Source organism: Agrobacterium sp. ES01 (genome assembly GCF_050320885.1).
In the GTDB taxonomy this organism is placed as follows: Bacteria; Pseudomonadota; Alphaproteobacteria; order Rhizobiales; family Rhizobiaceae; genus Allorhizobium.
Window position 1 is genome coordinate 1411064 of sequence record NZ_JBNQTH010000001.1, and the last position, 25295, is coordinate 1436358.

General features: G+C 56.0%; 23 protein-coding genes and 1 tRNA gene. 6 read left to right on the plus strand and 18 right to left on the minus strand.

What is annotated here, in order from left to right:
• Positions 1-54: 54 nt before the first annotated feature.
• From ACQQ2Q_RS06935 to upp, 3 genes are all read left to right on the plus strand, one after another.
• The gene (locus ACQQ2Q_RS06935) at positions 55-1275 is read left to right on the plus strand and encodes a phosphopentomutase (protein ID WP_428186274.1); all 1221 of its coding nucleotides are present in this window, start codon (positions 55-57) and stop codon (positions 1273-1275) included.
• On the plus strand, positions 1272-2240 hold the full coding sequence (locus tag ACQQ2Q_RS06940; protein ID WP_428186275.1) for an adenosine deaminase: 969 nt from the start codon (positions 1272-1274) through the stop codon (positions 2238-2240). The genes ACQQ2Q_RS06935 and ACQQ2Q_RS06940 overlap by 4 nt, the downstream gene beginning before the upstream one ends.
• Positions 2241-2346: 106 nt before the next feature.
• A complete protein-coding gene (upp, locus tag ACQQ2Q_RS06945; protein ID WP_428186276.1) occupies positions 2347-2976 on the plus strand; it encodes a uracil phosphoribosyltransferase in 630 nt (209 codons plus the stop codon).
• Between the two features lie 3 nt (positions 2977-2979).
• Here upp and deoA read toward each other — a convergent pair whose 3' ends face one another.
• From deoA to ACQQ2Q_RS06995, 10 genes are all read right to left on the minus strand, one after another.
• Entirely contained in the window at positions 2980-4290 is a 1311-nt protein-coding gene (deoA, locus tag ACQQ2Q_RS06950; protein ID WP_428186277.1) for a thymidine phosphorylase, read from the minus strand.
• A 5-nt stretch (positions 4291-4295) separates the two neighbouring features.
• Entirely contained in the window at positions 4296-5069 is a 774-nt protein-coding gene (gene deoC / locus ACQQ2Q_RS06955; RefSeq protein ID WP_428186278.1) for a deoxyribose-phosphate aldolase, read from the minus strand.
• Positions 5056-5871, minus strand: coding sequence for a purine-nucleoside phosphorylase (locus ACQQ2Q_RS06960; RefSeq protein ID WP_428186279.1), 816 nt, complete (start codon positions 5869-5871; stop codon positions 5056-5058). The genes deoC and ACQQ2Q_RS06960 overlap by 14 nt, the downstream gene beginning before the upstream one ends.
• Entirely contained in the window at positions 5868-6260 is a 393-nt protein-coding gene (locus ACQQ2Q_RS06965; protein WP_428186280.1) for a cytidine deaminase, read from the minus strand. Before ACQQ2Q_RS06965 ends, ACQQ2Q_RS06960 begins: the two co-directional genes overlap by 4 nt.
• A gap of 1 nt (position 6261) precedes the next feature.
• On the minus strand, positions 6262-7233 hold the full coding sequence (locus ACQQ2Q_RS06970) for an ABC transporter permease (RefSeq protein ID WP_428186281.1): 972 nt from the start codon (positions 7231-7233) through the stop codon (positions 6262-6264).
• Positions 7234-7243: 10 nt separating this feature from the next.
• A complete protein-coding gene (locus ACQQ2Q_RS06975; RefSeq protein WP_428186282.1) occupies positions 7244-8347 on the minus strand; it encodes an ABC transporter permease in 1104 nt (367 codons plus the stop codon).
• A 7-nt stretch (positions 8348-8354) separates the two neighbouring features.
• Positions 8355-9866, minus strand: a complete 1512-nt coding sequence (locus ACQQ2Q_RS06980; protein ID WP_428186283.1) for an ABC transporter ATP-binding protein — start codon at positions 9864-9866, stop codon at positions 8355-8357.
• Between the two features lie 69 nt (positions 9867-9935).
• Positions 9936-10928: a BMP family lipoprotein gene (locus tag ACQQ2Q_RS06985; RefSeq protein ID WP_428186284.1), complete on the minus strand. Its 993-nt coding sequence runs from the start codon at positions 10926-10928 to the stop codon at positions 9936-9938.
• A gap of 242 nt (positions 10929-11170) precedes the next feature.
• Positions 11171-11821, minus strand: a complete 651-nt coding sequence (msrA, locus tag ACQQ2Q_RS06990; RefSeq protein ID WP_428186285.1) for a peptide-methionine (S)-S-oxide reductase MsrA — start codon at positions 11819-11821, stop codon at positions 11171-11173.
• Between the two features lie 37 nt (positions 11822-11858).
• Positions 11859-12179 (minus strand): hypothetical protein, encoded by a 321-nt coding sequence (locus tag ACQQ2Q_RS06995; RefSeq protein WP_428186286.1) that lies wholly within the window; start codon positions 12177-12179, stop codon positions 11859-11861.
• Positions 12180-12380: 201 nt separating this feature from the next.
• Between ACQQ2Q_RS06995 and ACQQ2Q_RS07000 the strand changes: the two genes are divergently transcribed.
• Positions 12381-12470, plus strand: a tRNA-Ser gene (locus tag ACQQ2Q_RS07000).
• A gap of 385 nt (positions 12471-12855) precedes the next feature.
• On the opposite strand, the gene ACQQ2Q_RS07005 is transcribed toward ACQQ2Q_RS07000, so the two are convergent.
• The 8 genes from ACQQ2Q_RS07005 to ACQQ2Q_RS07040 form a co-directional block, all read right to left on the minus strand.
• Positions 12856-13485 (minus strand): SRPBCC family protein, encoded by a 630-nt coding sequence (locus ACQQ2Q_RS07005; RefSeq protein WP_428186287.1) that lies wholly within the window; start codon positions 13483-13485, stop codon positions 12856-12858.
• A gap of 13 nt (positions 13486-13498) precedes the next feature.
• Entirely contained in the window at positions 13499-14317 is an 819-nt protein-coding gene (locus ACQQ2Q_RS07010) for an XdhC family protein (RefSeq protein ID WP_428186288.1), read from the minus strand.
• A 2-nt stretch (positions 14318-14319) separates the two neighbouring features.
• On the minus strand, positions 14320-15507 hold the full coding sequence (locus ACQQ2Q_RS07015; RefSeq protein WP_428186289.1) for a vWA domain-containing protein: 1188 nt from the start codon (positions 15505-15507) through the stop codon (positions 14320-14322).
• Position 15508: 1 nt separating this feature from the next.
• Positions 15509-16390: an AAA family ATPase gene (locus tag ACQQ2Q_RS07020; protein WP_428186290.1), complete on the minus strand. Its 882-nt coding sequence runs from the start codon at positions 16388-16390 to the stop codon at positions 15509-15511.
• A gap of 13 nt (positions 16391-16403) precedes the next feature.
• Positions 16404-18833, minus strand: a complete 2430-nt coding sequence (locus ACQQ2Q_RS07025) for an aerobic carbon-monoxide dehydrogenase large subunit (protein ID WP_428186291.1) — start codon at positions 18831-18833, stop codon at positions 16404-16406.
• Positions 18830-19330, minus strand: a complete 501-nt coding sequence (locus ACQQ2Q_RS07030; RefSeq protein WP_428186292.1) for a (2Fe-2S)-binding protein — start codon at positions 19328-19330, stop codon at positions 18830-18832. The genes ACQQ2Q_RS07025 and ACQQ2Q_RS07030 overlap by 4 nt, the downstream gene beginning before the upstream one ends.
• Before the next feature lie 10 nt (positions 19331-19340).
• On the minus strand, positions 19341-20207 hold the full coding sequence (locus ACQQ2Q_RS07035; RefSeq protein ID WP_428186293.1) for an FAD binding domain-containing protein: 867 nt from the start codon (positions 20205-20207) through the stop codon (positions 19341-19343).
• A gap of 178 nt (positions 20208-20385) precedes the next feature.
• On the minus strand, positions 20386-21540 hold the full coding sequence (locus tag ACQQ2Q_RS07040; RefSeq protein WP_428186508.1) for an MHYT domain-containing protein: 1155 nt from the start codon (positions 21538-21540) through the stop codon (positions 20386-20388).
• Positions 21541-22676: 1136 nt separating this feature from the next.
• Between ACQQ2Q_RS07040 and ACQQ2Q_RS07045 the strand changes: the two genes are divergently transcribed.
• Together ACQQ2Q_RS07045 and ACQQ2Q_RS07050 are read left to right on the plus strand one after the other, a co-directional pair.
• Positions 22677-23405 carry a sugar transferase gene (locus ACQQ2Q_RS07045; RefSeq protein WP_428186294.1) on the plus strand — a complete coding sequence of 243 codons (729 nt, stop codon included), beginning with the start codon at positions 22677-22679 and terminating at the stop codon, positions 23403-23405.
• Between the two features lie 495 nt (positions 23406-23900).
• Entirely contained in the window at positions 23901-25286 is a 1386-nt protein-coding gene (locus tag ACQQ2Q_RS07050) for a GumC family protein (protein ID WP_428186295.1), read from the plus strand.
• Positions 25287-25295 lie beyond the last annotated feature (9 nt).

A 25295-nucleotide genomic window follows, 5' to 3' on the forward strand; every position in this document is an offset into this window, starting at 1 on the left:
TCGGCACCTCTGGTGGACCGCAACGAGATCGGTCTTCCTCTTTTCGGGTGACCAATGGCGCGTGCATTTATTTTCGTCCTTGATTCTTTTGGCATCGGCGGCGCGTCGGATGCGCTTAAGTATGGTGACGACGGGTCAAACACTCTCGGGCACATTGCCGAGTTCTGCGCCGCTGGCGCAGGAGATCGAAAAGGGCTGAGATCTGGTCCGCTCAAACTTCCCAATATGTCGGCGCTTGGCCTTCTTCACATCGCCAAAGAAGCCAGTGGTTTTTATCCGGCTGGCATGCCCGTTCCAGAACGCGTTTTCGGCCTTCGCGGCGCTGCGTCCGAGATCAGCCATGGCAAGGATACCCCCTCTGGCCACTGGGAAATTGCTGGGACCCCTGTGACATTCGATTGGGGATATTTTCCAGCAGAGGGAGATGCCTTTCCGCCTGAACTGGTGGAAGCGATATGCAAGAAGGCTGAGATCCCGGGAATACTCGGCAATTGTCATGCCTCAGGAACAGAGATCATCGCTCGTCTTGGTGAGGAGCATCTGCGGACCGGGAAACCCATCTGCTACACCTCGACAGACTCGGTCTTCCAGATCGCAGCCCATGAAACCCATTTCGGCCTCGACAAGCTGGTGGCTCTTTGCACGGTCGTTCGCGAGCTTCTGGACCCGCTCAACATAGGACGGGTGATTGCCAGGCCATTTGTTGGCGAAGACAGTAAGAGCTTTGAGCGGACCGGAAACCGGCAGGATTTTTCGGTTCCGCCACCGGAACCGACATTACTGGACCGGCTGACACAGGCAGAGCGCTCTGTGCATGCTGTGGGCAAGATCGGCGACATCTTCGCCCATAAAGGTGTGACACGCACCATCAAGGCCAATGGCAACATGGCCTTGATGGATGCAACGCTCAAGGTGATGGATGAAGCGGCAGACGGAGATCTCGTCTTTACCAATTTCGTCGACTTCGACATGCTCTACGGGCATCGTCGCGATGTTCCCGGATACGCAGCGGCATTGGAGGCCTTTGACAGACGCTTGCCGGAAGTGAACCGCAAGCTGAAACCAGGAGATCTCGTTCTTTTGACGGCTGATCACGGATGCGATCCAACATGGCGCGGCACCGACCATACGCGCGAGCGGGTGCCTATCATGACGTTCGGACCGGGCATCAGGTCGCGGGCGGTCGGCATTCGCAGCACATATGCGGATATAGGCGAAACGGTCGCAGCGCATCTCGGTATTGCGCCGGGCCGATACGGGCGGAGCTTCCTGTGACGCAGCATTTTAAGAAGGCGGAACTGCACTGCCATATCGAGGGCGCTGCTCCGCCTCAGCTCGCACTGCTGCAGGCCGAAAAATACGGCGCGGACATTTCTGACTTCGTTTCTGACGGCACTTACGTCTGGAATGACTTCACCAGTTTTATCGCATGCTACGATGCCGTATCATCCGTTTTCCGGAGTGAGGAGGACTATGCTCTTCTCGCGGAAACCTATCTCCTGGAGCTTTCCGACTGCAACACCATCTATAGCGAACTCTTCGTTGCGCCAGATCACGGCGAAACGGTTGGCCTGAGTGCGGATGACTATATCGCGGGGCTTGCGGCCGGAATGGACCGCGCTCGCGAGAAGGCGGGCATTGTCTCGCGCATGGTGATCATAGGCGAACGTCATCTCGGCCCTGAACGTGTCATCCGGATGGCGAACTACGCCGCCCGGCTGGACCATCCTCTCGTCACCGGTTTCAACATGGCGGGCGACGAGCGAATGGGGCGTGTCGCCGATTTCGCCAGGGCTTTCGATATCGCCAGAGACGCGGGCCTGGGGCTCACCATCCATGCGGGCGAGCTCTGCGGCGCCTTCAGTGTCTCAGACTCGCTCGATCTTATTCGTCCGCACCGTATTGGACACGGCGTTCGGGCAATAGAAGACCCTGATCTTGTTCAGCGCCTTGCTGATACCGGTACCGTACTGGAAGTATGTCCAGGGTCGAACATTGCACTTGGTGTGTTTCCCGATTTCTCCAGCCATCCGTTGCGGACATTGTGGGAAAAGGGCGTGAAGGTCACACTCAATTCGGATGATCCCCCGTTCTTCCATACGTCGCTTGAAGCAGAATACGAGATTGCATCGCACGTGATGGGGTTTTCGGACCAGGATATCAATGCGATGACGCGCACCGCGATTGAGGCTGCATTTGTCGACGAGCAGACACGATTTGGCCTTTTGGCACAACTTTAGCTGCCCCAGTTGGGGATGATGCGCTAAAAGCCGATACGGCACTTGCTTAAATGCTCTGCGCCATGAAAAAACGAACCAAAGAGTTCACAGCAAAGAGGCTCACTCCATGGACGGCGTCACAGTAATCGATCATCCGCTCGTACAGCACAAACTGACGATCATGAGGCGCAAAGACACGTCCACATCCAGTTTCAGGCGACTGCTGCGCGAAATCTCCACACTGCTTTGCTACGAAGTGACCCGTGACCTGGAACTGACGGTCGAGCGTATCGAAACGCCGATGACAGAGATGGACGCGCCGATTCTCGAGGGCAAGAAACTGGTGTTTGCATCCATTCTTCGCGCGGGCAACGGTTTGCTGGAAGGCATGTTGGAACTGGTTCCCGCGGCGCGTGTTTCACATGTCGGCGTTTACCGCGACCATGAAACGCTGCAGCCGGTCGAATATTACTTCAAGGCTCCGGAAAATCTGGACGAACGGCTCGTGATCATCGTTGACCCCATGCTGGCCACCGGCAATTCATCGATTGCCGCCGTCGACAAGCTCAAGGAGCGCGGGGCGAAAAACATTCGTTTCCTTTGTCTTCTGGCTGCCCCTGAGGGGATCAAGAACTTCCGCGAAGCGCATCCGGATGTGCAGGTCTATACGGCCTCTATAGACAGCCATCTGAATGAATTGGGGTATATCGTGCCGGGCCTTGGTGATGCCGGCGACCGGATGTACGGCACCAAGTAAGCGCTATCCGATCGTCTTTAGAACCGGCGGCATCGCTTCGGGCTCTCGCTCGGCAATCTCGTAAGCCGTAAGGACCGACTGTGCCGCTCTTTCTCCGCTCTCACGATCGGATGCGTGAACGGTGGCAATGAGGTCACCCTTGTCGACTTTTGTCCCCAGCGGAACGAGCCTGCTCAACCCTACACGATGATCAATACTATCCATTGGTCGCCGGCGACCGCCCCCGAGATCGACCACGGAGATGCCGAGACCTCGCGTGTCACAGGTCGATAGCCAGCCATCGCTTTGAGCCAGTACCGGAATTTCGATGGGCGCTGCCACGATATAGCGTTCGGGTCGTTCCATCAGATCTGCTGGTCCACCCAGTGTGTGAACCATTCTGCCGAAGCAATCGGCAGCATGACCATTGGCCAGTGCTGCCCTGCATTTCTTTTCCGCCTCATCCAGGCTTGCGACTGCACCTGCATTGACCAGCATCTGTGCGCCAAGCGCCAGAACCACAGTTTCAAGTCGCGTCCCGGCCTTCTCCCCTTTCAGGAACTGGACGCAGTTGATCACTTCGACGGCGTTACCGGCTGCATCTGCCAGAGGTTGGCTCATATCGGTCAGCAAGGCAGAGGTGTTCATTCCGGCGCCGGTGGCGACATCAACCAACGACTGCGCGAGAGCTTCCGCCTCTTCCACTTTCTGCATGAAGGCGCCATTGCCAAACTTGACGTCGAGGACCAGGGTCTCGAGACCCGCTGCAAGCTTTTTAGACAGGATGGAGGCCGTAATAAGGGAGATGGATTCGACAGTGGCAGTAACATCTCGGACAGCATAGAGGCGACGATCCGCTGGTGCGAGATCGCCGGTCTGACCGATAATTGCGCAACCGACATCGGCAACGGTACGTCGAAAGAGCGCGGCATCCGGGACGATGTTGTAACCGGGGATCGCTTCCAGTTTGTCCAGTGTACCGCCGGTGTGCCCGAGGCCCCGTCCCGAAATCATTGGCACCGCCAGACCGCAAGCAGCAACGATGGGTGCGAGCATCAGGGAGACATTGTCACCGATACCGCCCGTCGAATGTTTGTCGGCGACTGGTTTGCCAATCCCCTCCCATTGCAGAACATCGCCAGAATCGCGCATGGCCGTGGTGAGAGCCACCGTTTCGCCCGAAGTCATACCTCGAATGAAGACCGCCATGGCAAAGGCTGCAATCTGCCCTTCTGACAACTTGTCTTCCCCAAGGGCCGCGATGAACGACGATATCTCGGCGGCACCAAGTTCAGCACCATCTCGTTTGCGGCGGATGACTTCCTGCGGATTCATCCGGCTCAATATCCCGCGGCTTTGGCCAAAGGCTTTCCATTCTCCTGAACAGCCAGAATGTCGTCCAGAAGGCCCGATGCACCGAAGCGGAATGTGGATGGCATGACCCAGCCCTCGCCCATGATCGTTTCAGCGAGCCGGATATAGAGCGCGGCATCAGCGACGCTGGACACGCCTCCTGCCGGCTTGAAGCCGACAGTCTTGCGGCTGTCGCGTATCGCCTGCAGCATGATATCGGCGGCTTCGAGGGTCGCGTTAACCTGCACCTTGCCGGTGGAGGTCTTGATAAAATCTGCGCCAGCCGAAATCGCGATCTCGGATGCGCGCCGGATCAGCGAAGCCGTCTTGATCTCACCTGTTTCAAGTATCGTTTTTAGAAGAACAGGATGCGGGCAGGCCTGGCGTACGGCTTTCACCATGGCTTCAACCGCTGCTTCGTCACCAGCCAGCAAGGCGGTATACGGAATAACCAGATCGATCTCGTCGGCACCATCTGAAACGGCCTTTTCCGTTTCGGCGACAACCGCATCTACACTCAGGTTTCCGGAGGGAAAATTGACGACCGTCGCGATCTTCACCGGACTGGCAGATCCGAGCACCGAGCGCGCGTGCGACACGAAGCGGGGCCAGATGCAGATTGCCGCGGTACTGCCATGGCTTGTGATCGCCCGGTTGCACAGCGCGTCGATGGCAGTTGGCGTGCAGTCGTCCTTCAGATTTGTGAGGTCAAGCAGGCTGAGCGCGATGGCCGCAGTCTCCCGCAATTCATGAATGTCCACGGCTGCTTCCTCCACCCGATATCATCGTCGTAAGGATGGCGGCGAGTCTTTTCCCACCAATGGGGGCCATGTCTTTTGTCTCTTCATGGCTCAGCTCGCTGCCCGTCATCCCGGCTCCAAAATTGGTAATAACCGATGCGGCAGCAACACGCAGCCCCAAAAAGCGAGCCAGGATCACTTCCGGTACCGTGGACATGCCGACTGCATCGGCGCCCAGGATACGCGCCATGCGGATTTCAGCCGGTGTTTCGAAGCTCGGGCCGGAAAACCACATATAGACCCCGCGCCGGAGCGGAACGCTGACGGTGGCCGCAGCACGACGCATGGCATCGGCCAGTTCAGTGTCGTAGGCGGCGGTCATCCCGACGAAACGGTTGTCGCTTTCTTCGCCAATCAGCGGATTATAGCCGGAAAAATTGATATGGTCGGTGATCTGCATAACGGACCCCGGAGGCAGGTCATTATGCAAAGATCCCGCAGAGTTGGTCAGGATCAGGGACTGGACGCCAAGGCCTTTGAGCACTTCCAGCGGATAGCGCATGGCATTGGCATCACCGCTTTCGTAATAGTGAACGCGCCCGGACAGCATGATCACCGGTTCCTTCCCAAGAGTACCGGCGACGACCTCTCCAGCATGGCCGGAGACGCGGCTTACGGGGAAGCCGGGCAATTCGGAATACGGTATGCGAACGGGATTGCTCACCTCCTCGACCAGTGTTCCAAGCCCCGAACCGAGAACGATGCCATAGCGCGGCATCAAGCCCTCAAGGCGTTCGACAAGGAGATCTATGACGGTTTTCATCCCAATAGCTCAGTCTTGAAGGAAAAAGGCAAAAGCTCTTCCATGGTCATGGTTTTCTGAGTGCCGACCTCATCGCAGAGATAGATTTTCGTATCGGCGGACGCGAACTCCGCGATCTTCTGGCGGCAACCTCCGCAAGGTGGGCAGAGCGCCAGTTTTTCGGCGATCACAGCCATCTCGACGATCCTTTTGCCGCCACCCATGATCATACAGCCGATGGCCGTTGGTTCGGCACACCAGCCCTGGGGAAAGGACAGGTTTTCAATATTGGCGCCCGTGTAGACCTTACCGTCATCAGCGCGGATGGCGGCTCCCACGGGAAACTCGGAATATGGCGCGTGGGCAAACTGCATTGCGTCGCGCGCCGCATTAAACAGGTCATTCGCCATGTCAGCGCTCCTTCACATAAGGTACACCACCCGCCTTTGGCGGATTGGCAGCACCGATAAATCCCGCAAGCAGAACGCAGGTCAGAATATAGGGCAAAGCCTGGAAGATCTGTACCGGGATCTCGCCAATGCCGAACAGGGATTTACCCTGCATGAAGTTCGACAATGCGTCCAGAAATCCGAACAGCAGGCATGCAAGGAGAACCGGGACCGGTTTCCACTTGGCAAAGATCAGTGCCGCAAGTGCGATGTAACCCTTACCGGCCGACATATCCTTGATAAAGGCAGCTGACTGCGCGATCGCCAGATAAGTGCCGGAAAAGCCGCACAGAAGACCGGCAACGATGACGGCGCGATAGCGCAGCCACGATACCGAAATGCCAGCCGTGTCGACCGCACCCGGGTTCTCGCCAACCGCACGCAGGCGAAGACCGAAACGCGTGCGATAGAGCACCCAGAAGGACAGAGGTACCGCGGCGAAAGCAAGGTAGGTGAGAATATTGTTTCCGGAGATCACATTGGAATAGAGAGGGCCGATGATCGGTACGTCGCGCATGGTATCTGTGCCGGGAAGCGTGATGGGCGAGAACCGCGCCTCCGTAGAAAGCTGAGCCGTTCGTCCACCCTGGTGAAACCAGGCCTGACCGAGAACGGCGGTCAGGCCGGCGGCCACGAAGTTGAGCGCCACACCGGAGACGATCTGGTTACCGCGATTGGTGATTGAGGCAAAGCCGTGCAATAGCGAGAACAGGATAGAGACGCCAATGCCGCACAACAGGCCGATCCAGGGTGAGCCACTAACGTAGGCCCCGCATGCTGCGGCGAATGCCGCCGCCAGCATCTTTCCTTCCAGGCCGATATCGAAAATGCCCGCACGTTCCGAAAACAAACCGGCAAGTGCGGTGAAAATTAACGGAACGGACAATCGTATGGTCGATCCAAAAATGCTGACGAGGATATCGAAATACTCCATGGATCTCTCCTCAGCCCTTGGCAAATTGTTGGTAGGCGCGGGACATGGCAGGCCGCAACATGTATTCCAGCGCGCCGGTGAACAGAATAACAAGCCCCTGGATGACAACTATCATATCCCGCGTGATCGCTGGCATGTCGAATGAAAGTTCCGCCCCGCCCTGATAGAGGATACCGAACAGGATCGCGGCGAGAACAATGCCAACCGGATGGTTGCGACCCATCAGTGAGACGGCGATACCGACAAAACCGGCACCACTGACAAATTCAACCTGTAGACGGGCGGATGCGCCAAGCACAGGATTGAGCGACATCATTCCTGCCAACGCGCCAGACAAGAGCATAGCGATGACCACTGTGCGGACATAGGGAATGCCGGCATAGGCAGCAGCGGAGCGCGACATGCCAAGGGTGCGCATTTCGTAGCCAAACTTGGTACGCCAGATCAAAAGCCAGACCAGATAACACATCACAAGTGCGATCAGGAATGAGACGTTGAACGGTGCGGCCCCCAGTTTCATGCCCAATAGTTCCATCAGCCCCTTAAGCTTGGGAAGCTGTCCACCTTCAAGAAAGGTCCGCGTTTCCGGGGCCATCTTTCCAACGGGACGCAACACGTTGACAAGCAGGTAGACCATCAGCGACGAGCCGATAAAATTGAACATGATGGTGGTAATGACGATGTGACTGCCGCGCTTTGCCTGCAACAGAGCCGGGATGAGCGCCCAGAGAGCGCCGAATGCGGCGGCACCCACGATCGCAAACGGCATGGTCACATACCATGGCACGTATTGATCAAGTGCCAAAGCTGCCAATGCGGCACCAAGGCCGCCGATATAGGCCTGTCCCTCAGAGCCGATATTGAAGAGGCCAGCGTGATAGGCGATCGCGACCGACAGGCCGGTGAAAATGAAGTTGGTCGCATAATAGAGTGTGAAACCAACACCTTCGCCTCGACCCAAAGCCCCTTGCAATAGAAGCTTCAGAGCTTCCAGAGGGCTTTCACCGATAATCCAGACCACGAGACCCGAGACGAGGAAAGCAAGTATCAGGTTGATGATCGGCAGGAGGGCGTAATTGATCCAATTGGGAAGCGGAACAGATGAACTACTCATAAAAACCTCACGCCGCGATACCGGCCATCATCAGGCCAAGGGTCTGCTCACCGGTCTCCGGACCGGTTTCGCCCACCACCTTGCCAGCAAACATCACCAGAACACGGTCGGAAAGCGAGCGGATCTCGTCGAGTTCCACTGAGACCAGCAGGATGGCCTTGGCGGCATCTCGCGTCTCGATCAGGCGACGATGGATGAACTCAATGGCGCCGATGTCCACGCCGCGGGTCGGCTGACCAACAATCAAAAGGCTCGGATCGCGTTCGATTTCACGTGCAACTACGATTTTCTGCTGATTGCCGCCGGAAAAATTGGCCGACTTCAATCGCGCATTAGGCGGACGGATATCATATTTCTCGATCTCGGCTTCTGCGGCTTTGCGCACCGCATCGGGGTCAAGCATCGGGCCACGCCCGTATCGCTCGTCCCGATGATAACCCAAAATGGCATTCTCGGCCTCCTCGAAGGGCAGAACAAGCCCCATATGGTGCCGGTCTTCGGGAATATGTGCGAGACCCAGTTGGCGAAGTCTGGCCGGATCGAAACCGGTTACCGGCTCGCCATTGATCAGAATTTCGCCCGATACCGGCTTGCGGATACCGGTGATCGCCTGCAGCAACTCGCTCTGTCCATTGCCGGCGACGCCCGCGATACCGACAATCTCGCCGCAACGCACATCGAAGGATACATTGTCAACCATGGTGACACCCCGACCATCCTTCACGGTCAGGTTCCTCACCGATAACATGACATCGCCTGGCTTGGCTTCGCCCTTATCCACCTGCAGAAGCACGCGCCGTCCGACCATCAGTTCGGCAAGTTCTTCCACGGTTGTGTCAGCCGTCTTCCTGGTGGCGACCATTTCGCCGCGGCGCATGACGGAGACCGTATCGGTGATCGCCATGATTTCTCGCAGCTTGTGGGTGATCAGAACGATCGTCTTGCCCTCTTTGCGCAGCACTTCGAGAATGCGGAACAAGTGGTCGGCCTCAGCCGGGGTCAGCACACCGGTCGGCTCGTCGAGAATCAGGATGTCACAGCCACGATAGAGCGCCTTCAGGATCTCGACGCGTTGCTGCAATCCGACCGGCAATTCCTCGATCGTAGCGTCTGGATCGACTTCGAGTTCATATTCATCGGCCAAGCGCTTCAGTTCCGCCCGGGCACGATCAACGCCTTGACGCAAAAGAGCTCCCCCCTCCGCGCCCAGCATCAGATTTTCAAGAACGGTAAAGTTCTCGACCAGCATGAAATGCTGGTGCACCATGCCAATACCGGCATCAATAGCCGACTGGCTGTCGCGGATATTAACCGGTTTTCCGTCGATCTCTATCGATCCGGAATCAGCGTTGTAGAAGCCATAGATAATCGACATCAGTGTCGATTTTCCCGCACCATTCTCGCCGATGATGCCGTGGATTGAGCCCTTGGCGACCGTCAGATTGATATTCTTGTTTGCGTGAACGGCACCGAACTTCTTGTCGATGTCGATGAGTTGGATCGCTGGTGCCTGGCTCACAGCTTCACTCCGGATTGTAGACATGGAAAGGGCGCAAACCGAACTGACCCGGTTTGCGCCCCTGTCAAATCACTTCGGGCAGGAATTGTCCGTCATGTAATCGTGTACGGTGACAGCACCGGAGATGATGTCTGCCTTGGCCTTTTCGACCGCAGCCTTCATTTCAGGCGTAATCAGTGCTTCGTTATGTTCGTCCAGAGCGAAATCAACGCCGCCTTCCTTGACCCCGAGAGACGTCATACCGCCTTCAAGCTTGTCATCCTTGGCTTCCATGAAGGAGTTGTAGATCGCGAGATCGACACGCTTGACCATCGAGGTCAAAACGGAGCCTGGCTGAACATAGTTCTGGTTGGAGTCAACGCCGATGGAGAACTTCTTGTTGTCGGCAGCGGTCTGCAGCACACCAAGGCCCGAAGCGCCAGCTGCCGCATAGACCACATCGGCACCCTGATCGATCTGGTTCTTGGTGAGTTCGCCGGCGCGAACCGGGTCATTCCATGCAGCACCGGTGGTGCCAACCATGTTCTGGAACACTTCGATATCGGCATTGGCAGCGCGTGCGCCTTCTTCATAGCCGCACTCGAACTTGTGGATCAGCGGAATGTCCATGCCGCCGACAAAGCCGACCTTGCCGGTTTCAGACTTCAGACCGGCCAGGAGACCGACAAGATAGGACCCTTCCTGTTCCTTGTAGACGATCGACTTGACGTTTGGCAGGTCGACAACATCGTCAACGAGGACGAACTTGGTGTCCGGAAATTCCGGAGCAACTTTCTGCAGAGCTGATGCCCAGGCAAAGGAAATTGCAATCACGGGGCTGTATCCCCGCGAGGCAAAGTTGCGGATTGCTTGTTCACCCTGGGTATCGTCAGTCGGCTCGAAATCGCGGTAGTCGATACCGGTTTCGGCCTTGAACTTTTCGGCGCCGTTATAAGCTGCCTCATTGAAGGACTTGTCGAACTTTCCGCCCGTGCCATAGACAAGCGCTGGCTTGATGTCAGCAGCGAGCGCTGTTGTCGACATCGCGGCCAACGCAAAAATACTCAAAAGGGTTTTCTTCATTTTGCAGCCCTGTTGTTGCTATTGATCTTATTATTTATTCGGGTCCTCCCTCACGCTTTTGAACGTGCTTACGGTCCCCAGACACGCCCCTCGGCAGCCTGTATGGCGGTATCCTTGCATGGCTCGATCAAAAATTCACCAGATTTTTTTCATGCGGTAAATATTTGCGAAAATGTCCCGATTGACAGGCCCAAGCGTTCCCGAAGCGCTGTGGGAAAAGGCTACGCTGGTAAATCGCAACCTCACAAAACAGGGCAATCAACACCGGTGCCGCGCAACGCTGAATTGGCCGCGGGATTCCTCGCCAGATACTGTTGGTGGTACTCTTCGGCGGGGTAGAACATCGGTGCTTCAGCAATTTCTGTGGTGATCTTCGAGGTACGACCTGCGCGATAGAGCGCCTGCTGATATACGTCTCGCATCCGTTCGGCAGTGTCTCGATCCTGCGCGCTGGCCACAAAAACTGCGGAGCGATAGGCGCTGCCGATATCATTGCCCTGACGCATGCCCTGGGTCGGATCATGCCCCTCAAAGAAGATCTTGAGCAGATTTGGCAATGGAAGCAGCTGCGCGTCATAGACGACTTTTACCACTTCGGCATGGCCGGTAAGCCCGGTCACCGTTTCCTGTGCAGTCGGGTTGGGCGTGAAACCGCCCTGATATCCAGCCACAGTGACCCACACGCCTTGCCTCTGCCAAAGGAGACGTTCGGCTGCCCAGAAGTGGCCCATGCCGAGGGATATCGATGCCATTCCATCCGGATCAGGGCCATGAAGCGGCCTGCCTGTCACGAAATGTGTTTCGGCTGTGGGTATGGGCAGATTGCGTCCGGGAAGGGCCGTTTCTGCCGTAGGCATGACGGTCTTTTTGTTGAACATGTCAATCAGGAACACTTTGCCCTCCCGCAGAGACCCTGTTGATACATCTTCGTTATGCTGCGAAGCGCCCGGCAGGATTGGGCTTCTTATAACCGATCATCCAGCACAGAAGCGAAACGATCAAGAATGCAATGAAGGCAGGCTGAGGCAAAACCCACATTCGGATTGCATCCCAGAGCCAAAGTGGCAGGCCGACACTGGCTGCTTCCTTGAAGGCTAAAAAATTGCCATCATTGAATTGCGCCCAGATGGAGGCGAGGGATGTGAGCGCCACATCCGAGGACGAAACCGACTCGATGGAATCCATCGTTGCGGCCACAACGGCGATAACAAGCGCCAGGAGACTGAACATACGAAATACAAATCTGATCATCGACATACTCCTGTCGTGATATCTCATGCCGCACTCTCCATTAGATAGCCCCAATATAACCGTCTCGCAACGGGATTCGAACGGCGTTATCGAAGAGACTTCATAAATCCGTCAGATTCCGGTTGATCCAATTCGAATCCTCGGTATATATCGCGCCGAACCAGTCGCGGCGCCGCAATATGGCCCGCGCGAACTGTGTAAGGACAGGTGGCCGAGTGGTTTAAGGCGCACGCCTGGAACGCGTGTGTGCGTGAAAGCGTACCGTGGGTTCGAATCCCACCCTGTCCGCCACTTCTTCCAGTAAGCGGTTGATTTTTTTGCGATTTTTTATAACGCTCTCGTCGTTGGCCATCACCGATGCCTGGCCCGAGATTTTGTCGGAATCGTATCAACCGCGGATCGTCTTCAGCAATGAGAGCGAGAGCACAGGCCATCTCATCAGCATGCATTCGTGATTTGCATCTACCAGAACCACCCTATGCAAGCCTGCGGACTGCCAAACAGAACGGTAGATGTAACTTCGAGTCATATACGGCTGCTCGAAGAGATGGCGGGGACATCGACTTCGGTTAAAACGGACGTCTCGAGATCGGCGCATACAAGGATATCCCTGGGAACCAGGCCGCAATCGCGGTCATCATAGGTTTGGTTGCCTTGGAGGCTTTATGGCTCCCCGTCAGAGCACCGGGGTCAATGTGCAGATCGAGAGTATCATCATATCGTTTGCCATGGCGGAATGCCCGCCAGTGATGCAGCACAGATTTGGTGTAACGGCGACGATGAGAAAGGCTGCGGCGCCGGTCCCAAGGATGCGGCCGATCCAGCCCTTTTCCTTTGCTTCTTCCGGCGGCGCATCAACAGGCGCTTGTGGTCCGACGATGTTGCTGAACTTGGTAAAGAAGTCACCGGCCAGCTTTTTTGCCGTACTATCGATCAACCGGCTTCCCATCTGCGCAAGCTTTCCGCCAATTTCGGCTTTGACCTTATAATGCAGGAGGGTGGCTTCGCCGTCCGCCTCAAGCGTAACGTCCGCTCCACCCTTGGCAAAGCCGGCCATGCCACCCGAACCCTCGCCCGAGATCGTGTACCCGTTCGGAGGATCCAGATCGGACAAGGTGACAGTGCCGGAAAAGCTCGCCTTAACCGGGCCGATGCGCAGGGTCACCTTGGCAACCATCTCCGTGTCGGATGTCTTCTCGATGGTTTCGCAGCCCGGTATGCATTGACGCAGGACGTCGACATCATTCAGTGCTGCAAAAACGGTCTCTCGCGACGCTTCTATGCGTTGTGACCCGTTCATATCCATGGCTGTTCTCCCTTTACGTATTTCTTTGTCCGCGCCGCCGGATTTCAATCATCTCTGCGACAATCGAAAAGGCAATTTCATCGGGCGTGATGGAACCGAGATCGAGTCCTGCTGGTGATCGCATCCCATCCATCGACCTGACGTCGAGGCCCTCGGCTTCGAGATCGCGTCGCATGGCTGCGAATTTCTTGCGTGAGCCAACAAAGCCGGTGTAGCGGGTCTCCATACCGAGGACGGCCTTCAAAGCCGTGCCATCCCCTCGCCCCTGTGTAGCGATGACAACGAAGCAATGCCGCGCGCCGTCTTTCGGCGGTTCGAAGCCATCAACCAAGCGATCGGCGACCGAAAAGGCAGAGTGGTCGGAGGCCGGAGCACATACGGTGACGAAAAAGCCCATCCGGTGGGCAATATCGGCAAGGGCTGCCGCCACGGGCGAGGCGCCGAGCACAGTCAGATGTGGGCGCGGCAGAACCGGTTCCACAAACACATCCATCGTTCCCTGGCTAGGGCACATGTTGCGGGCATAGGAAACGCCGTCGCGCAATTCACCCGAATGCACCTGCTGCATCTCCAGCAAGTTTTCCGGCTGGATGCTGACAAGGCGTGGCTGACCATCGCGAATGGCCTCAGCAGCCGCCTTGAGCACGGCGCCGCGCGCGCAACCGCCACCAATCCAGCCAGCCGATATGGTGCCATCGGCAAGCAAGACTGCCTTGGCTCCGGCCTTGGCTGCCGTCACAGAAACAGTGCGTACCACCGTTGCGATCGCAAAAGGCTCGCCACGAGCTCTGGTTTGCGCGGCCAGATCGAGAATATCGTCCGGTTCGGGCATGATCAAATCCTCGCCAGATAGGGTTCAAGTGCATTCAGGCTTTCAAGATTGTGAGCCGGCGCGAAGAGGTCCACGAAAGGAAGCGCGGCCTTCATGCCTGCCGCTTCCGGCGCATAGTCCTGCCAGCCGATCATGGGATTCAACCAGGCGATCCGCCGGCATCGTCTCCGAAGGGCCTGCATTTCGGCAGCGAGAACCTCACCAGAGCCTGTGTCATAACCGTCGGAGACGATCATCACGCAAGTACGCGAATGGATGCAGCGTTTGGCATGCCACCTGTTGAACGTCGCCAGGCTCTCACCGATCCGCGTGCCACCTCCGGTTCCCTGCGCCATCAGCGACATCCGCTCCACTGATCGCTGCGGGTCACGCTCACGCAATGCGGGCGAGATATGAATCAGCCTTGTATGAAAAATATAGGCCTCGGCTTGCGAAAATGCGTCCAGCACCCCATGCATGAAACGCAGGAACACCGCCGAATATAGGCTCATCGAGCCTGATGCATCCAGCAGGACGACAAGCTTCAGCGGCTTGTCCTTTCGCTTTCGACGGACGAGTTCCATCGGCGTGCCGCCATGGGCGATACTCTTGTGAATGGTGCGTCTGAGATCGAGCCGCTGGCCCTTGCGACGCACCCTCAGGCGCCGCGTCAGGCGTGCCCGCATCTCGTGCGCCAGCCTCGCAGCCAACTCGTGCGCGGCCGCCAGATCGTTTGGGTCGGTCAAATGCCTAAAATCGGTTCCGGTCAAGAGTTCGGTGCGCGAGGCCCCCTCTCGTTTTGACTGCCCGGTGTCTGTCTGTCCGCCTCCTTCGCTGCGCTCGACATGGTCGGCATTCTGGTTGTCCCCCAGTCCTCGGTTTCCGGCTGCGACCGCCTGCAGACCAATGGGTGCCTTTTGCGGCGCGCCTGATATCCGGGTGGCGGACTTCATGCCACGTACCAACCACCAAGCGTCGAAGATCTCGTCAAACTTCTGCCAATCCGAATGCCGGCTGCAGAACAATGCACGAAGTGCCGGGCGAAACTGTGAAGGACGTGCCACGCTGACGCCGCTCATAACACCGAGGGCATCACACGTCTCGGCCAGGCCAATGACAAAACCGTTGTCGCGCAGCGCCGAAACGAAGCCCGATAGCTTTTCCCGCATCATTTCGCCCAGATCAGCATCTGACTTTCGCACCACGCTCATCTCATGCCACCTTGCCCAAAAGTCGATCCGACACCTGACGGGTCATCCGTGCCTTGTCCTCTGCGGTCTTGATCAGGCACATCATGGTTTCAAAGATGGCTTCCGGCTCGTCTTTCAGATGGCGGATGTCCAGACCGGCAAGCGTTGCTGCCCAATCCAGCGTCTCGGCAACCCCCGGAGCCTTTCTAAGATCTTCTTTCCTGATCTCGTTGACCATGGTGGCAATCTGAAGGGCCAGCGCCGCATCGATCCGGGGCAGACGTGACAGGATGATCCGGGCCTCACGATCGACATCGGGAAAATCGACATAGTGATAGAGACAGCGGCGACGTAGCGCATCAGAGAGCTCTCGCGTGCCGTTTGACGTCAGGATCACCAGCGGAATAGTCCGCGCTGTGATTGTTCCAAGTTCCGGAATAGAGACCTGGAAATCAGACAACAGCTCCAGCAAAAAGGCTTCGAATTCTTCATCGGCGCGGTCGACCTCGTCGATCAACAGGACCGGCGATTTCGGCTGGCGGATTGCCGCCAGCAGCGGCCGCTCGAGCAGATATTTTTCCGAGAATATCTCGTCTTCGACCTCGTTGGCGTTGAGCCCCTCGCGTGCCTTGATGGCCAGCAATTGCCGCTGATAATTCCACTCATAAAGCGCCGAGCTCTGATCCAGCCCCTCATAGCATTGCAACCGGATCAACTTGGTATCGTGGACCACAGCCAGAGCCCGCGCGACCTCGGTTTTGCCAACGCCCGCCTCGCCCTCAAGCAGCAAGGGACGACTGAGGCTGTTCATGAGCCACAAGGCGGTTGCCAGATCACGGTCGGGAATATACCCGACCGCAGCCATATCGGTGGCAATCTGGTCCTGTGGAAGTGTGACCGCCATTTTCTTCGCCGTCCTAGCCGTGCAACCCCAGCCGCTCACCCACCTTCCAGAGGCGCCAGGCATCATGCGGCATCTGGATGTGACCGGCGTCGAGAAAGGCATAGGCATCGTTGACGGCATTGGAGAAGCACGGCACGCCGCCCACATGTGGGCTTTCACCGACACCTTTGGCCCCAATCGGGTGATGTGGGGACGGCGTTACGGTAAAGTCGGTTTCCCATTTGGGCGTCTCCACCGCCGTTGGCAGGAAGAAGTCCATGAACGAAGCACCCATGACATTACCCGTCTCATCATAACGGATCTCCTGACCCATTGCGCAGGCAAACGCCTCTGTCAGCCCGCCATGCACCTGACCCTCAATGATCATGGGATTGATGCGCGTACCGCAGTCATCGAGCGCGTAGAAGCGGCGCGTCTTGGCGACACCCGTATCAACGTCGATATCCATAACGCAGAAATAGGCCCCGAATGGATAAGTCATATTAGGCGGCTCGTAATAGTTTACTGCCTCCAGACCCGGCTCCATGTTTGGCGGCGGGGAATTATAGGCCGACCAGGCAATTTCCTTCATGGTCTTAAACTTTTCCGGCAAACCCTTGACCTTGAAGCGATCGATATCCCATTCCAGATCATCCTCATGCACTTCCAGCATATGGGCAGCGATCATCTGTGCCTTGGCCTTGATCTTGCGCGCAGCCACTGCGGTTGCAGCGCCGGCGACCGGGGTCGAGCGCGAGCCATAGGTACCAAGACCATACGGCGCAGTATCCGTATTGCCCTCCTCAATCATGATGTCATCTGCTGGAATGCCAAGTTCCGTGGCGATGATTTGGGCATAGGTGGTCTCATGCCCCTGCCCCTGGCTCTTGGTGCCCATTCGGGCGATGATCGAGCCGGTCGGATGGATGCGGATCTCAGCGGAATCGAACATCGCGATACCGAGGATATCGCAGTTCTTGGCCGGCCCGGCACCGACAATTTCTGTGAAGAAGGAAATGCCGATGCCCATGAGTTCGCGGGTTTCTCCGCGCTTGAAGGCTTCGCGCTTTTTTGCCTGTTCCTCACGCAACTGCTTGTAGCCGATGGTGTCCATCGCCTTCTGCATGGCTGTATGATAATCGCCGCTGTCGTATTCCCAGCCGAGCGCCGAGTGATAGGGAAACTGCTCGGCCTTGATGAAGTTTTTCATGCGGAGTTCGGCTGCATCCATGCCGAGCTTGTGGGCGAGCACTTCGACGGCTCGCTCAATGGCAAACACCGCCTCGGTCACCCGGAACGAACAGCGATAGGCGACACCGCCTGACGCCTTGTTGGTATAGACACCGTCGACCGCCAGATGCGCCACCGGGATGTCATAGGAGCCCGTGCAGATGTTCATGAAGCCGGCCGGCCACTTGGACGGGTCGGCGCAGGCGTCGAATGCGCCATGATCTGCCAGCACATGCACGCGCATGCCGAGGATCTTGCCTTCTTTGGTGGCGGCCAGTTCGGTGGTCATGTGGTAGTCGCGGGCAAAGGAAGTGGTGGAGAGGTTTTCCATCCTGTCCTCGACCCATTTGACCGGCACACCGAGCACGATCGAGCCGACCACCGAGCAGACATAGCCGGCATAGGCGCCGACCTTGTTGCCAAATCCGCCGCCGATATCCGGCGCTACAACATGGATCTTGTGTTCAGGTAGACCCGAGATCAGCGAGACGACTGTGCGGATGACATGCGGTGCCTGGAATGTGCCCCAAAGCGTCAGTTCGCCCTTGACCTTGTCAAACGAGGCGACAGACTGGCAGGTCTCCAGCGGCGACGGATGCGTGCGGTGATCGACCAGCATTTCCTTGATGGTCACATCGGCATTGGCAAAAACGTCGTCGGTCGCCTGCTTGTCGCCTATTTGCCACTCAAAGATATGGTTCGGGTGTTTACGTGGCCCATGCGCGCCGACCATCTTGTCCTTGATGTCTTCGCGCAGGATGGGCGCATCCGGAAGCATGGATTTGAATGGATCGACAATACACGGCAGCGCCTCATAGACGACATCGACGAGTTCTGTTGCATCCGACGCGATATACCGGTCCTCCGCGATGACGAAGGCCACCTCCTGGTTCTGAAACAGCACTTTTTCTTCCGCCAGGACTGCCTGTACGTCGCCCGCAAGGGTTGGCATATAATGCAGGCCAAGCGGCTTTAGATCGGCAGCGGTTAGAACCGCGATCACACCGGGCAGCGCTTTGGCGCGTGAGGTATCGATACTGATGATGCGGGCATGAGCGTGAGGCGAACGGACAAAATCACCGAACACCATGCCCGGTAGCTTCAGATCATCGACATAATTGCCCTTGCCCTGAGTGAAACGGATATCTTCAACGCGCTTGCGCTTGCATCCCATGCCCTGCAGTTTTTCGGTCCGTTCGGCGCGATCCTGATCGATCTTGACTTGCTCGTTCATTCTGCAGCCTCCTGAAACGGTGTTCCGTTGATCTTGGTCGCCGCATACTGGATGGCCCTGACGATGTTGACGTAGCCGGTGCAACGACAAAGATTGCCGGCGATACCGTTGCGAATTTCGTCTTCGGTGGGGTCAGAGTTTTCCTCAAGCAGGCGATGCGCGCGCAAGATCATTCCCGGCGTGCAATAACCGCATTGCAGGCCGTGCATCATGCGGAAACCTTCTTGCAGCGCGCTCAGCGTTCCATCGGCATTCGCGACGCCCTCGATTGTGGTAATGGCCGAGCCATCTGCCTGGACGGCAAAGGTCATGCAGCTTTTGACCGACGTGTCGTCCATGTCGACAGTGCAGGCACCGCAATGGCCGGTATCGCAGCCGATATGGGCACCTGTCAGATTTTGCTGCTCGCGCAGGAAGTGGATGAGCAATGTCCGCGGCTCGACGAGAGCCTCGATATCCTTGCCATTGATAGTGACCTTGATATGCGATTTCGTCATGATGTTCCCCTCAACCCTTGGCGCGGGTCTTTGCCCTCTCGAGTGCCCGGCGCAGCATGATGCCGGCCATCTTGGTGCGGTATTCCGAAGGTCCGCGCATATCGGAGGCTGGATTGGTAATCGCTTCGGCTGCAGCAACCGCCTTTGCGACAGTTGCCTCGTCAAGCGTGGTGCCAAGCAGAATTTGCGCAGCCTCTTGCGCCCATAGCGGCGTTTCCGAAACATTGGTGAGGCCGATGGAAGCGCTGGTGCAGGTGCCCCCTTCAATCGTGATCACCACGGCCGCCGCCGCTGTCGCATAGTCTCCCACTTTTCGCTTGAGCTTTTCATAGCCATAACCATGCCCGAGGGGCGGAACGGGAATGGAAACCGATACCAATATTTCGCCGGGCTCAAGCGCAGTGTCATAGGCACCGAAATAGAAGTCGCGCGCCGCGACCTCTCGTGTGCCGCTCAGGCCCGTCAAAGTGTAACGGGCGTTCAGACACTGCATCAGAGCCGGCATATCGTTGCCCGGATCACCATTTGCGCAATTGCCGCCAATTGTGCCCTTGTATCGGATCTGAGGGTCGGCGATGACCAGAGCGGTCTCACGCATGAGAGGAACCAGATCGGCCAGCTGCGAGGAATGGATGACGGCATGTTGGGTCACCATCGCTCCGATGATGACCTCATTACCCACATGATCGATCTGGCGCAGCCCCTCGACTGCACCGAGATCTACCAGATGATCCGGCGCTGCCAACCGTGTCTTCATCATAGGTATCAGGCTATGGCCACCAGCAAGGGGCAGTGCGTCCTCACCGAGTTTCTGAAGCAATGCCACAGCACCCTCGACCGTCGTTGGCCGATGGTAATCGAATGACCCTGGTATCATCGTGAGCTCCTCCCAAAGCATTTTCACGCTCGGCAAGGCCCCACTCCAAAAGACCTCGTCTCTGCGCTCTCCATGAGCAGGCGTCGATCATCGTGCTGAGACAAGAACAAGAGCACCAAACGCACAATTCTGCACGAAATGCGTGGCTGTTTGCACGAACTGCGTCAGAATAACTGACCTACCCTTCCAGGGTCGCTGCACCCTTTGCAGATGCCTTGAAAGCGGCGAGTTCATCACGCAGAGCTGCGAGTCTCGATCGACTGACAGGCACTGTTCGCCTCACGGGCGTATCCAGCTCGGCGACGCCCGCGTCACCGGATTTCTTGATGCGGGCTACGAATGACAAATTGACGATATAGCTGCGATGCGTGCGCGGGAACATCGCCTCGGGCAGGCGGGCAGCAATATCTGTAATGGACAAGGGGCAAAAAAGATCGTCACGACCGTTGAATATATAGGTGTAGTGGGCGTTGGAATGAACCGATGCAATTTCATCCGAGGCAATGTGGAAACGCTTGCCGTTCTTCTCCATCGGAAGCAGCAGATCGGCTTCGGCCAGACCTTCCGGGGCTGATGTCGTCTCTGACGGCGTTTGAACGCTGTCGCTCGATGCATCTTTTGCCCCGGCCGGAACCAGCGCCAGCATGAAAACTGCCGAGATCGAACAGGCGACGACACTGACGATGGTGGCCAGTATGTCGCTGGAGATCAGGGACTTTGCAGTCGCAGCCTGCGCTGTTGCCATATGCAGCGTCGTTCCCACCATCGCCGTGTAGTGCATGCCGGAAACGGCGCAGCCGAACACGAGTGCACAGAGAAACAGTGGCGGCCGGCGATCAGCAGAAAAGGCAAGCCAGAGGGTGAGGCCGGACGCAGCGATTGCAATGGCTATGCTGGCGATCGCATAGGCCGGATCGTGGGTCAGGTGCATGACCGAATGTACAGCGATCATGCCGACGTAATGCATCGTTGTGATGCCGAGGCCCATCAAAACGGCAGCAGCCACCAGAAGGAGATGCGAGCGCAGGCTGGCCAGATAGACGGCAACACCGGTGACAAGACCGCAAATCAGGAATGAAAGCAGTGTCGGAAGGACGGCATAATTGATGGTGATTGACGTTCTAACCGCCAACATGCCGATGAAGTGCATGCTCCAGATACCGACCGCAAGCGTCAAGGCTGAGCCCGCGATGAGAAGACGACGCCGATTGGCAAAGGCTGTAGGTATGAGAAGTGCCAGATTGATGCCAACATAGCCTGCCTGGATCGCCACCACCACCGAGAGCAGGACGAGGATCGGACTATACGTAAACCAACCGGCAAAATCCGTCATTGCGGTCACTACAACCCTTCAAAACGGAGGCTCCGCTGGTGCGATGCACAAGCAGCTCAAAAACTGTAGCGTGAGGCTACTCTCCCTTGGGCAAGCCTCCCAACTGCCCGACACCATTCTAGCGACGAGTCTGGCGTTTTGTCGAGATTAACGGCATTCACGGATGCGTTCCACCATTCGCCGTTGAAAGGGCGGTGGTCATTGATCGATAAACGAACCGCCGGTGATTTCCACGACATCGGCTTGAGACAGTAGCCTGGATGCAAACCCCACCGGCCCTGACTTGAAGAAATTCGAGGCTTCGTGGGGATACGGCAACGAGGACGTCCCAGGCGCAATCGGACATAGTCGACCGATTTCCACCGATGATCCCGTTGACGCGCACAGCCAGTTGTCATCATCAGCGCTGCAAAATTACAGTCCGCGGTGAACCAACGTTGCCTTACTGTGTATAGGCATATTCATCCCAGCCAATTCACAGCCCAAAGCACGCCGATTATCAGAATAGCCCACAAAGTGAGTGAGATCAGAATGGCGGCTATCAGATATCTCAACCGGCTGGACATCGTGTGGGAGAATCCCCGAAATTTCCGTATCTGGGGAAGTTACCGGCTTACCAACCCTGGGTAAACCGATCAGCGCACCACACTCAGTGTGTCCACAAAAAAATCACCCTTACAAAACAATATGTTGACAATTTTGCAATTTCGTTCAGCAAGAAAATCTGACTTTCTCCCGGAATACTGGCCCAATATCAATATAGCGTCTCTGGTGCATTCTATAGAGCGGACTTCCAAACCTATGCAGAGGCCAATCAGCAATTATTCCCTTGATATCCATTTGGTGTCTATTTTGATTGCATATTCAACACGCTAAAACTCCAGCATTTCTCAAATTTCCGCGTGCATCGCCGAATGAGGAGACTCTCCTCTACTGACGCTTTCGATGCCATATTCTCCACAGCCCAACCTAAATTAATCATAATATAATATTACAGAAAAAGACAGTTGCTGCATCGCACCAATTGACTTATAGATTTTTTCAACAAAGTTAATATTTCTTTAACGTTCGTTGAAACCTGTCGACGAATTCATCGCTTTTTATAATGTGCGGGTGGGTATGCAGGGGAAATCGACATGATATATGCCGAGAGAGCGGTTCGTAACACGGGTATATTTGACCGCGACGCAGAAGCGCTTGCAGATCTGGGATCGAAGCAGAGTGCATGTGCTGAAATCGCGGGTATAAAGCCAACAAAACAAGTCGACCTGATCTTGAAGCGCATGCTCGATGTTCTTGGCGCAGGTTTTGGTATTTTGGTTCTGGCGCCGTTGCTGATCCTCATAGCAATTGCAATACGGATTGAAAGTAAAGGAAACCCGTTATTTTCGCAGATCCGGTGGGGAAAAGATTGCACAAAGATCAGGGTGTACAAATTTCGGTCAATGCACTTTGACAAATGCGATGCAACTGGTGTCCAACAGACCGTCGTCGGTGACCCGAGAATAACGCGGGTCGGGGCGTTTCTGCGAAAGACCAATCTTGACGAGCTACCGCAACTCTTCAACGTAGTTTGTGGTGATATGTCGTTGGTCGGCCCGCGCTGCCATGCCATCAATATGCTAGCCGCGGGCATGCTCTACGAGGAACTTGTGCCTCAATACCATAAGCGCCATGTCGTTCGCCCGGGCCTCACAGGTCTCGCTCAGATGAGAGGGCTTAGAGGGCCGACGGACAAAGCGTTCAAGGCAAGAGCTCGGCTTTATTCGGACCTCTATTACATTGAGAACTTCTCTTTTACGTTCGACTTGAAAATTCTGGCTTTGACCGTGTGGTCGGAACTGACCAACAGTAAAGGTTTCTAGAACGATTATTGCGTCTTGCCCTCGTGCCAAGACGTTTGAGCGTCTCGGCGACCAGATCAGAATGGTCACTACAGCGTTATTTCATATTATTTTCTATTCGCCAACAATACCGAGGACGGAACCGAATAACATTGTCGTAACTGCATAAAAATTCGATATTTCACAACAGTTAAAAAATGAAATACGTGCCTATAAATTATGATTCACGCCTATATAAATCTCATTAATGATTAAAAATTAATCGACTACACACCTATTGCATAAAATTTTATTTTTTTACTTCATTTTTCAAAATAAATTCACAAAATTACTGTTGCAATTTCAAAAAATAACAATCTAAATGGTTGTGATTAGTTATATCGATTTATTTTTGCTTCCGTCATCGGCGGATTTTCAATTATATTTGATATATCAAGTCGCAGTCGACCCTGAATAGATTACGGTCCACATCCGTTTTTCTTTTTTAGGCGTATCAATTACATGGGGGTCCCGCGGATGAACCACGTTGACGCAACCGTCATTCGAAGAGTGCGGACAAAGGGAAGTTCTGGCTGGTCTCTGTTTTTGATTCCCAAGAGATATTGGCTTTTGGCGATATTGGCGTCACTGGCTATTGTTAGCATGACGCTTGTGGTCGTCGGAAAGACGCCCTCTCGATACCGAACAAATGCAAATCTGCTCGTTTTTCTGTCCGATGATTACGCCTCTCGCAGCGTAGTCGGTACGAACAACAATTCATTTCAGTCCTCGATGGACCGCGACGCTTACATGTCGGCTGAGGTTGCCATCCTGACGAGCGGAATTGTTATTGACGAGGCCATTAACTCGATAGGCGTTGAGCGGCTTTACCCTCAGCTAAGCAATGGTCCGGGCCTCTTAAGGTCAGCGTTCGCAAGTGTTTTCAACGCCATTTCAGGGTATAGCGCGGACGGTAATCGGGAAAGACAACAATCGGCTTCGGCCCGCCGCGCGGTTTGGCAGTCTCTGCATGTTGACTCCGGGCGCAGCGGAAACGTGATTACCATTTCCTACGAAAACTCCGATCGCGATCTGGCGGCAGAGTTCGTTGCAAAGTTAATCGACTCCTACTTCGTACGCCGTTCCTTTCTATTCTCAGACAGACAAGCGGTCCTTCTGGCACAACAGGCCGAGGCCGAGGGGGCCGAACTGCAAAAGGTGCGGACGGCGCTTTCAAGTTTCCGAACCAGGTCGGGCATCTCAGACTTTCCCTTGCAACGCGAACTGCTCCTTCGTCAAATCTCAGATCTTGAGCGCGATCTTCAGGTGACTGAAGTGGGAGCGACGGAAACGGAAGCCCGTCGCGCTACGGTGTCCGAACAGCTCAATTTACTTCCAGCCGATTCTGTACGCAGAACGAACGGCGCAGAAGTGATCGTAAGGCGCGGTGAAAATGCGGATAACCTGCAGCAGGAGTTGAACAGGTTAGAGCAGGCGCTCAGTTCTGCCCGTGCCCGAACCGCCGGACTGAAGACGCATATGGCCGTTCTTCGCCAAGATCTAAGGGCGCTCAACAGCCAAGAGGGGGAACTTGATGACCTCAAACTCCGCCAGGATGTGAAAGAGCGTCAATACGAACAGATTCTCCAAACGCTCGGCGAACGAAAGTCAACGGAAGCCGTTGCCCAGGCCCGGCAATCGAATGTGAAGCTGATGGACAAGCCTGAGGTGCCAAGCAGACCCACGAGCCACCGAATGGTTATCGCAGCGACAGGGTTCCTCCTCGCATTCTTCACGGCGGTAGCGATCCTGATCCTGGGCTGGCTGGTGTGTGTGCGGCAGGTGAAGATGACCTTCCTGTGGCAACCGGAAAGCGGCACCGCCCACGATAATAAGAGTTTTCGGCCGGGCAACGTGGCTTGACTTTAACGA

Bases quoted from the DNA above. Each gene is read 5' to 3' on its own strand.
- ACQQ2Q_RS06935 (WP_428186274.1), top strand. From the start codon at position 55: ATGGCGCGTGCATTTATTTTCGTCCTTGATTCTTTTGGCATCGGCGGC.
- upp (WP_428186276.1), top strand. From the start codon at position 2,347: ATGGACGGCGTCACAGTAATCGATCATCCGCTCGTACAGCACAAACTG.
- deoA (WP_428186277.1), bottom strand. From the start codon at position 4,290: ATGAATCCGCAGGAAGTCATCCGCCGCAAACGAGATGGTGCTGAACTT.
- ACQQ2Q_RS06960 (WP_428186279.1), bottom strand. From the start codon at position 5,871: ATGAAAACCGTCATAGATCTCCTTGTCGAACGCCTTGAGGGCTTGATG.
- ACQQ2Q_RS06965 (WP_428186280.1), bottom strand. From the start codon at position 6,260: ATGGCGAATGACCTGTTTAATGCGGCGCGCGACGCAATGCAGTTTGCC.
- ACQQ2Q_RS06970 (WP_428186281.1), bottom strand. From the start codon at position 7,233: ATGGAGTATTTCGATATCCTCGTCAGCATTTTTGGATCGACCATACGA.
- ACQQ2Q_RS06975 (WP_428186282.1), bottom strand. From the start codon at position 8,347: ATGAGTAGTTCATCTGTTCCGCTTCCCAATTGGATCAATTACGCCCTC.
- ACQQ2Q_RS06985 (WP_428186284.1), bottom strand. From the start codon at position 10,928: ATGAAGAAAACCCTTTTGAGTATTTTTGCGTTGGCCGCGATGTCGACA.
- ACQQ2Q_RS06995 (WP_428186286.1), bottom strand. From the start codon at position 12,179: ATGATCAGATTTGTATTTCGTATGTTCAGTCTCCTGGCGCTTGTTATC.
- ACQQ2Q_RS07005 (WP_428186287.1), bottom strand. From the start codon at position 13,485: ATGGATATGAACGGGTCACAACGCATAGAAGCGTCGCGAGAGACCGTT.
- ACQQ2Q_RS07010 (WP_428186288.1), bottom strand. From the start codon at position 14,317: ATGCCCGAACCGGACGATATTCTCGATCTGGCCGCGCAAACCAGAGCT.
- ACQQ2Q_RS07015 (WP_428186289.1), bottom strand. From the start codon at position 15,507: ATGAGCGTGGTGCGAAAGTCAGATGCTGATCTGGGCGAAATGATGCGG.
- ACQQ2Q_RS07020 (WP_428186290.1), bottom strand. From the start codon at position 16,390: ATGGCGGTCACACTTCCACAGGACCAGATTGCCACCGATATGGCTGCG.
- ACQQ2Q_RS07025 (WP_428186291.1), bottom strand. From the start codon at position 18,833: ATGAACGAGCAAGTCAAGATCGATCAGGATCGCGCCGAACGGACCGAA.
- ACQQ2Q_RS07030 (WP_428186292.1), bottom strand. From the start codon at position 19,330: ATGACGAAATCGCATATCAAGGTCACTATCAATGGCAAGGATATCGAG.
- ACQQ2Q_RS07035 (WP_428186293.1), bottom strand. From the start codon at position 20,207: ATGATACCAGGGTCATTCGATTACCATCGGCCAACGACGGTCGAGGGT.
- ACQQ2Q_RS07040 (WP_428186508.1), bottom strand. From the start codon at position 21,540: ATGACGGATTTTGCCGGTTGGTTTACGTATAGTCCGATCCTCGTCCTG.
- ACQQ2Q_RS07045 (WP_428186294.1), top strand. From the start codon at position 22,677: ATGATATATGCCGAGAGAGCGGTTCGTAACACGGGTATATTTGACCGC.
- ACQQ2Q_RS07050 (WP_428186295.1), top strand. From the start codon at position 23,901: ATGAACCACGTTGACGCAACCGTCATTCGAAGAGTGCGGACAAAGGGA.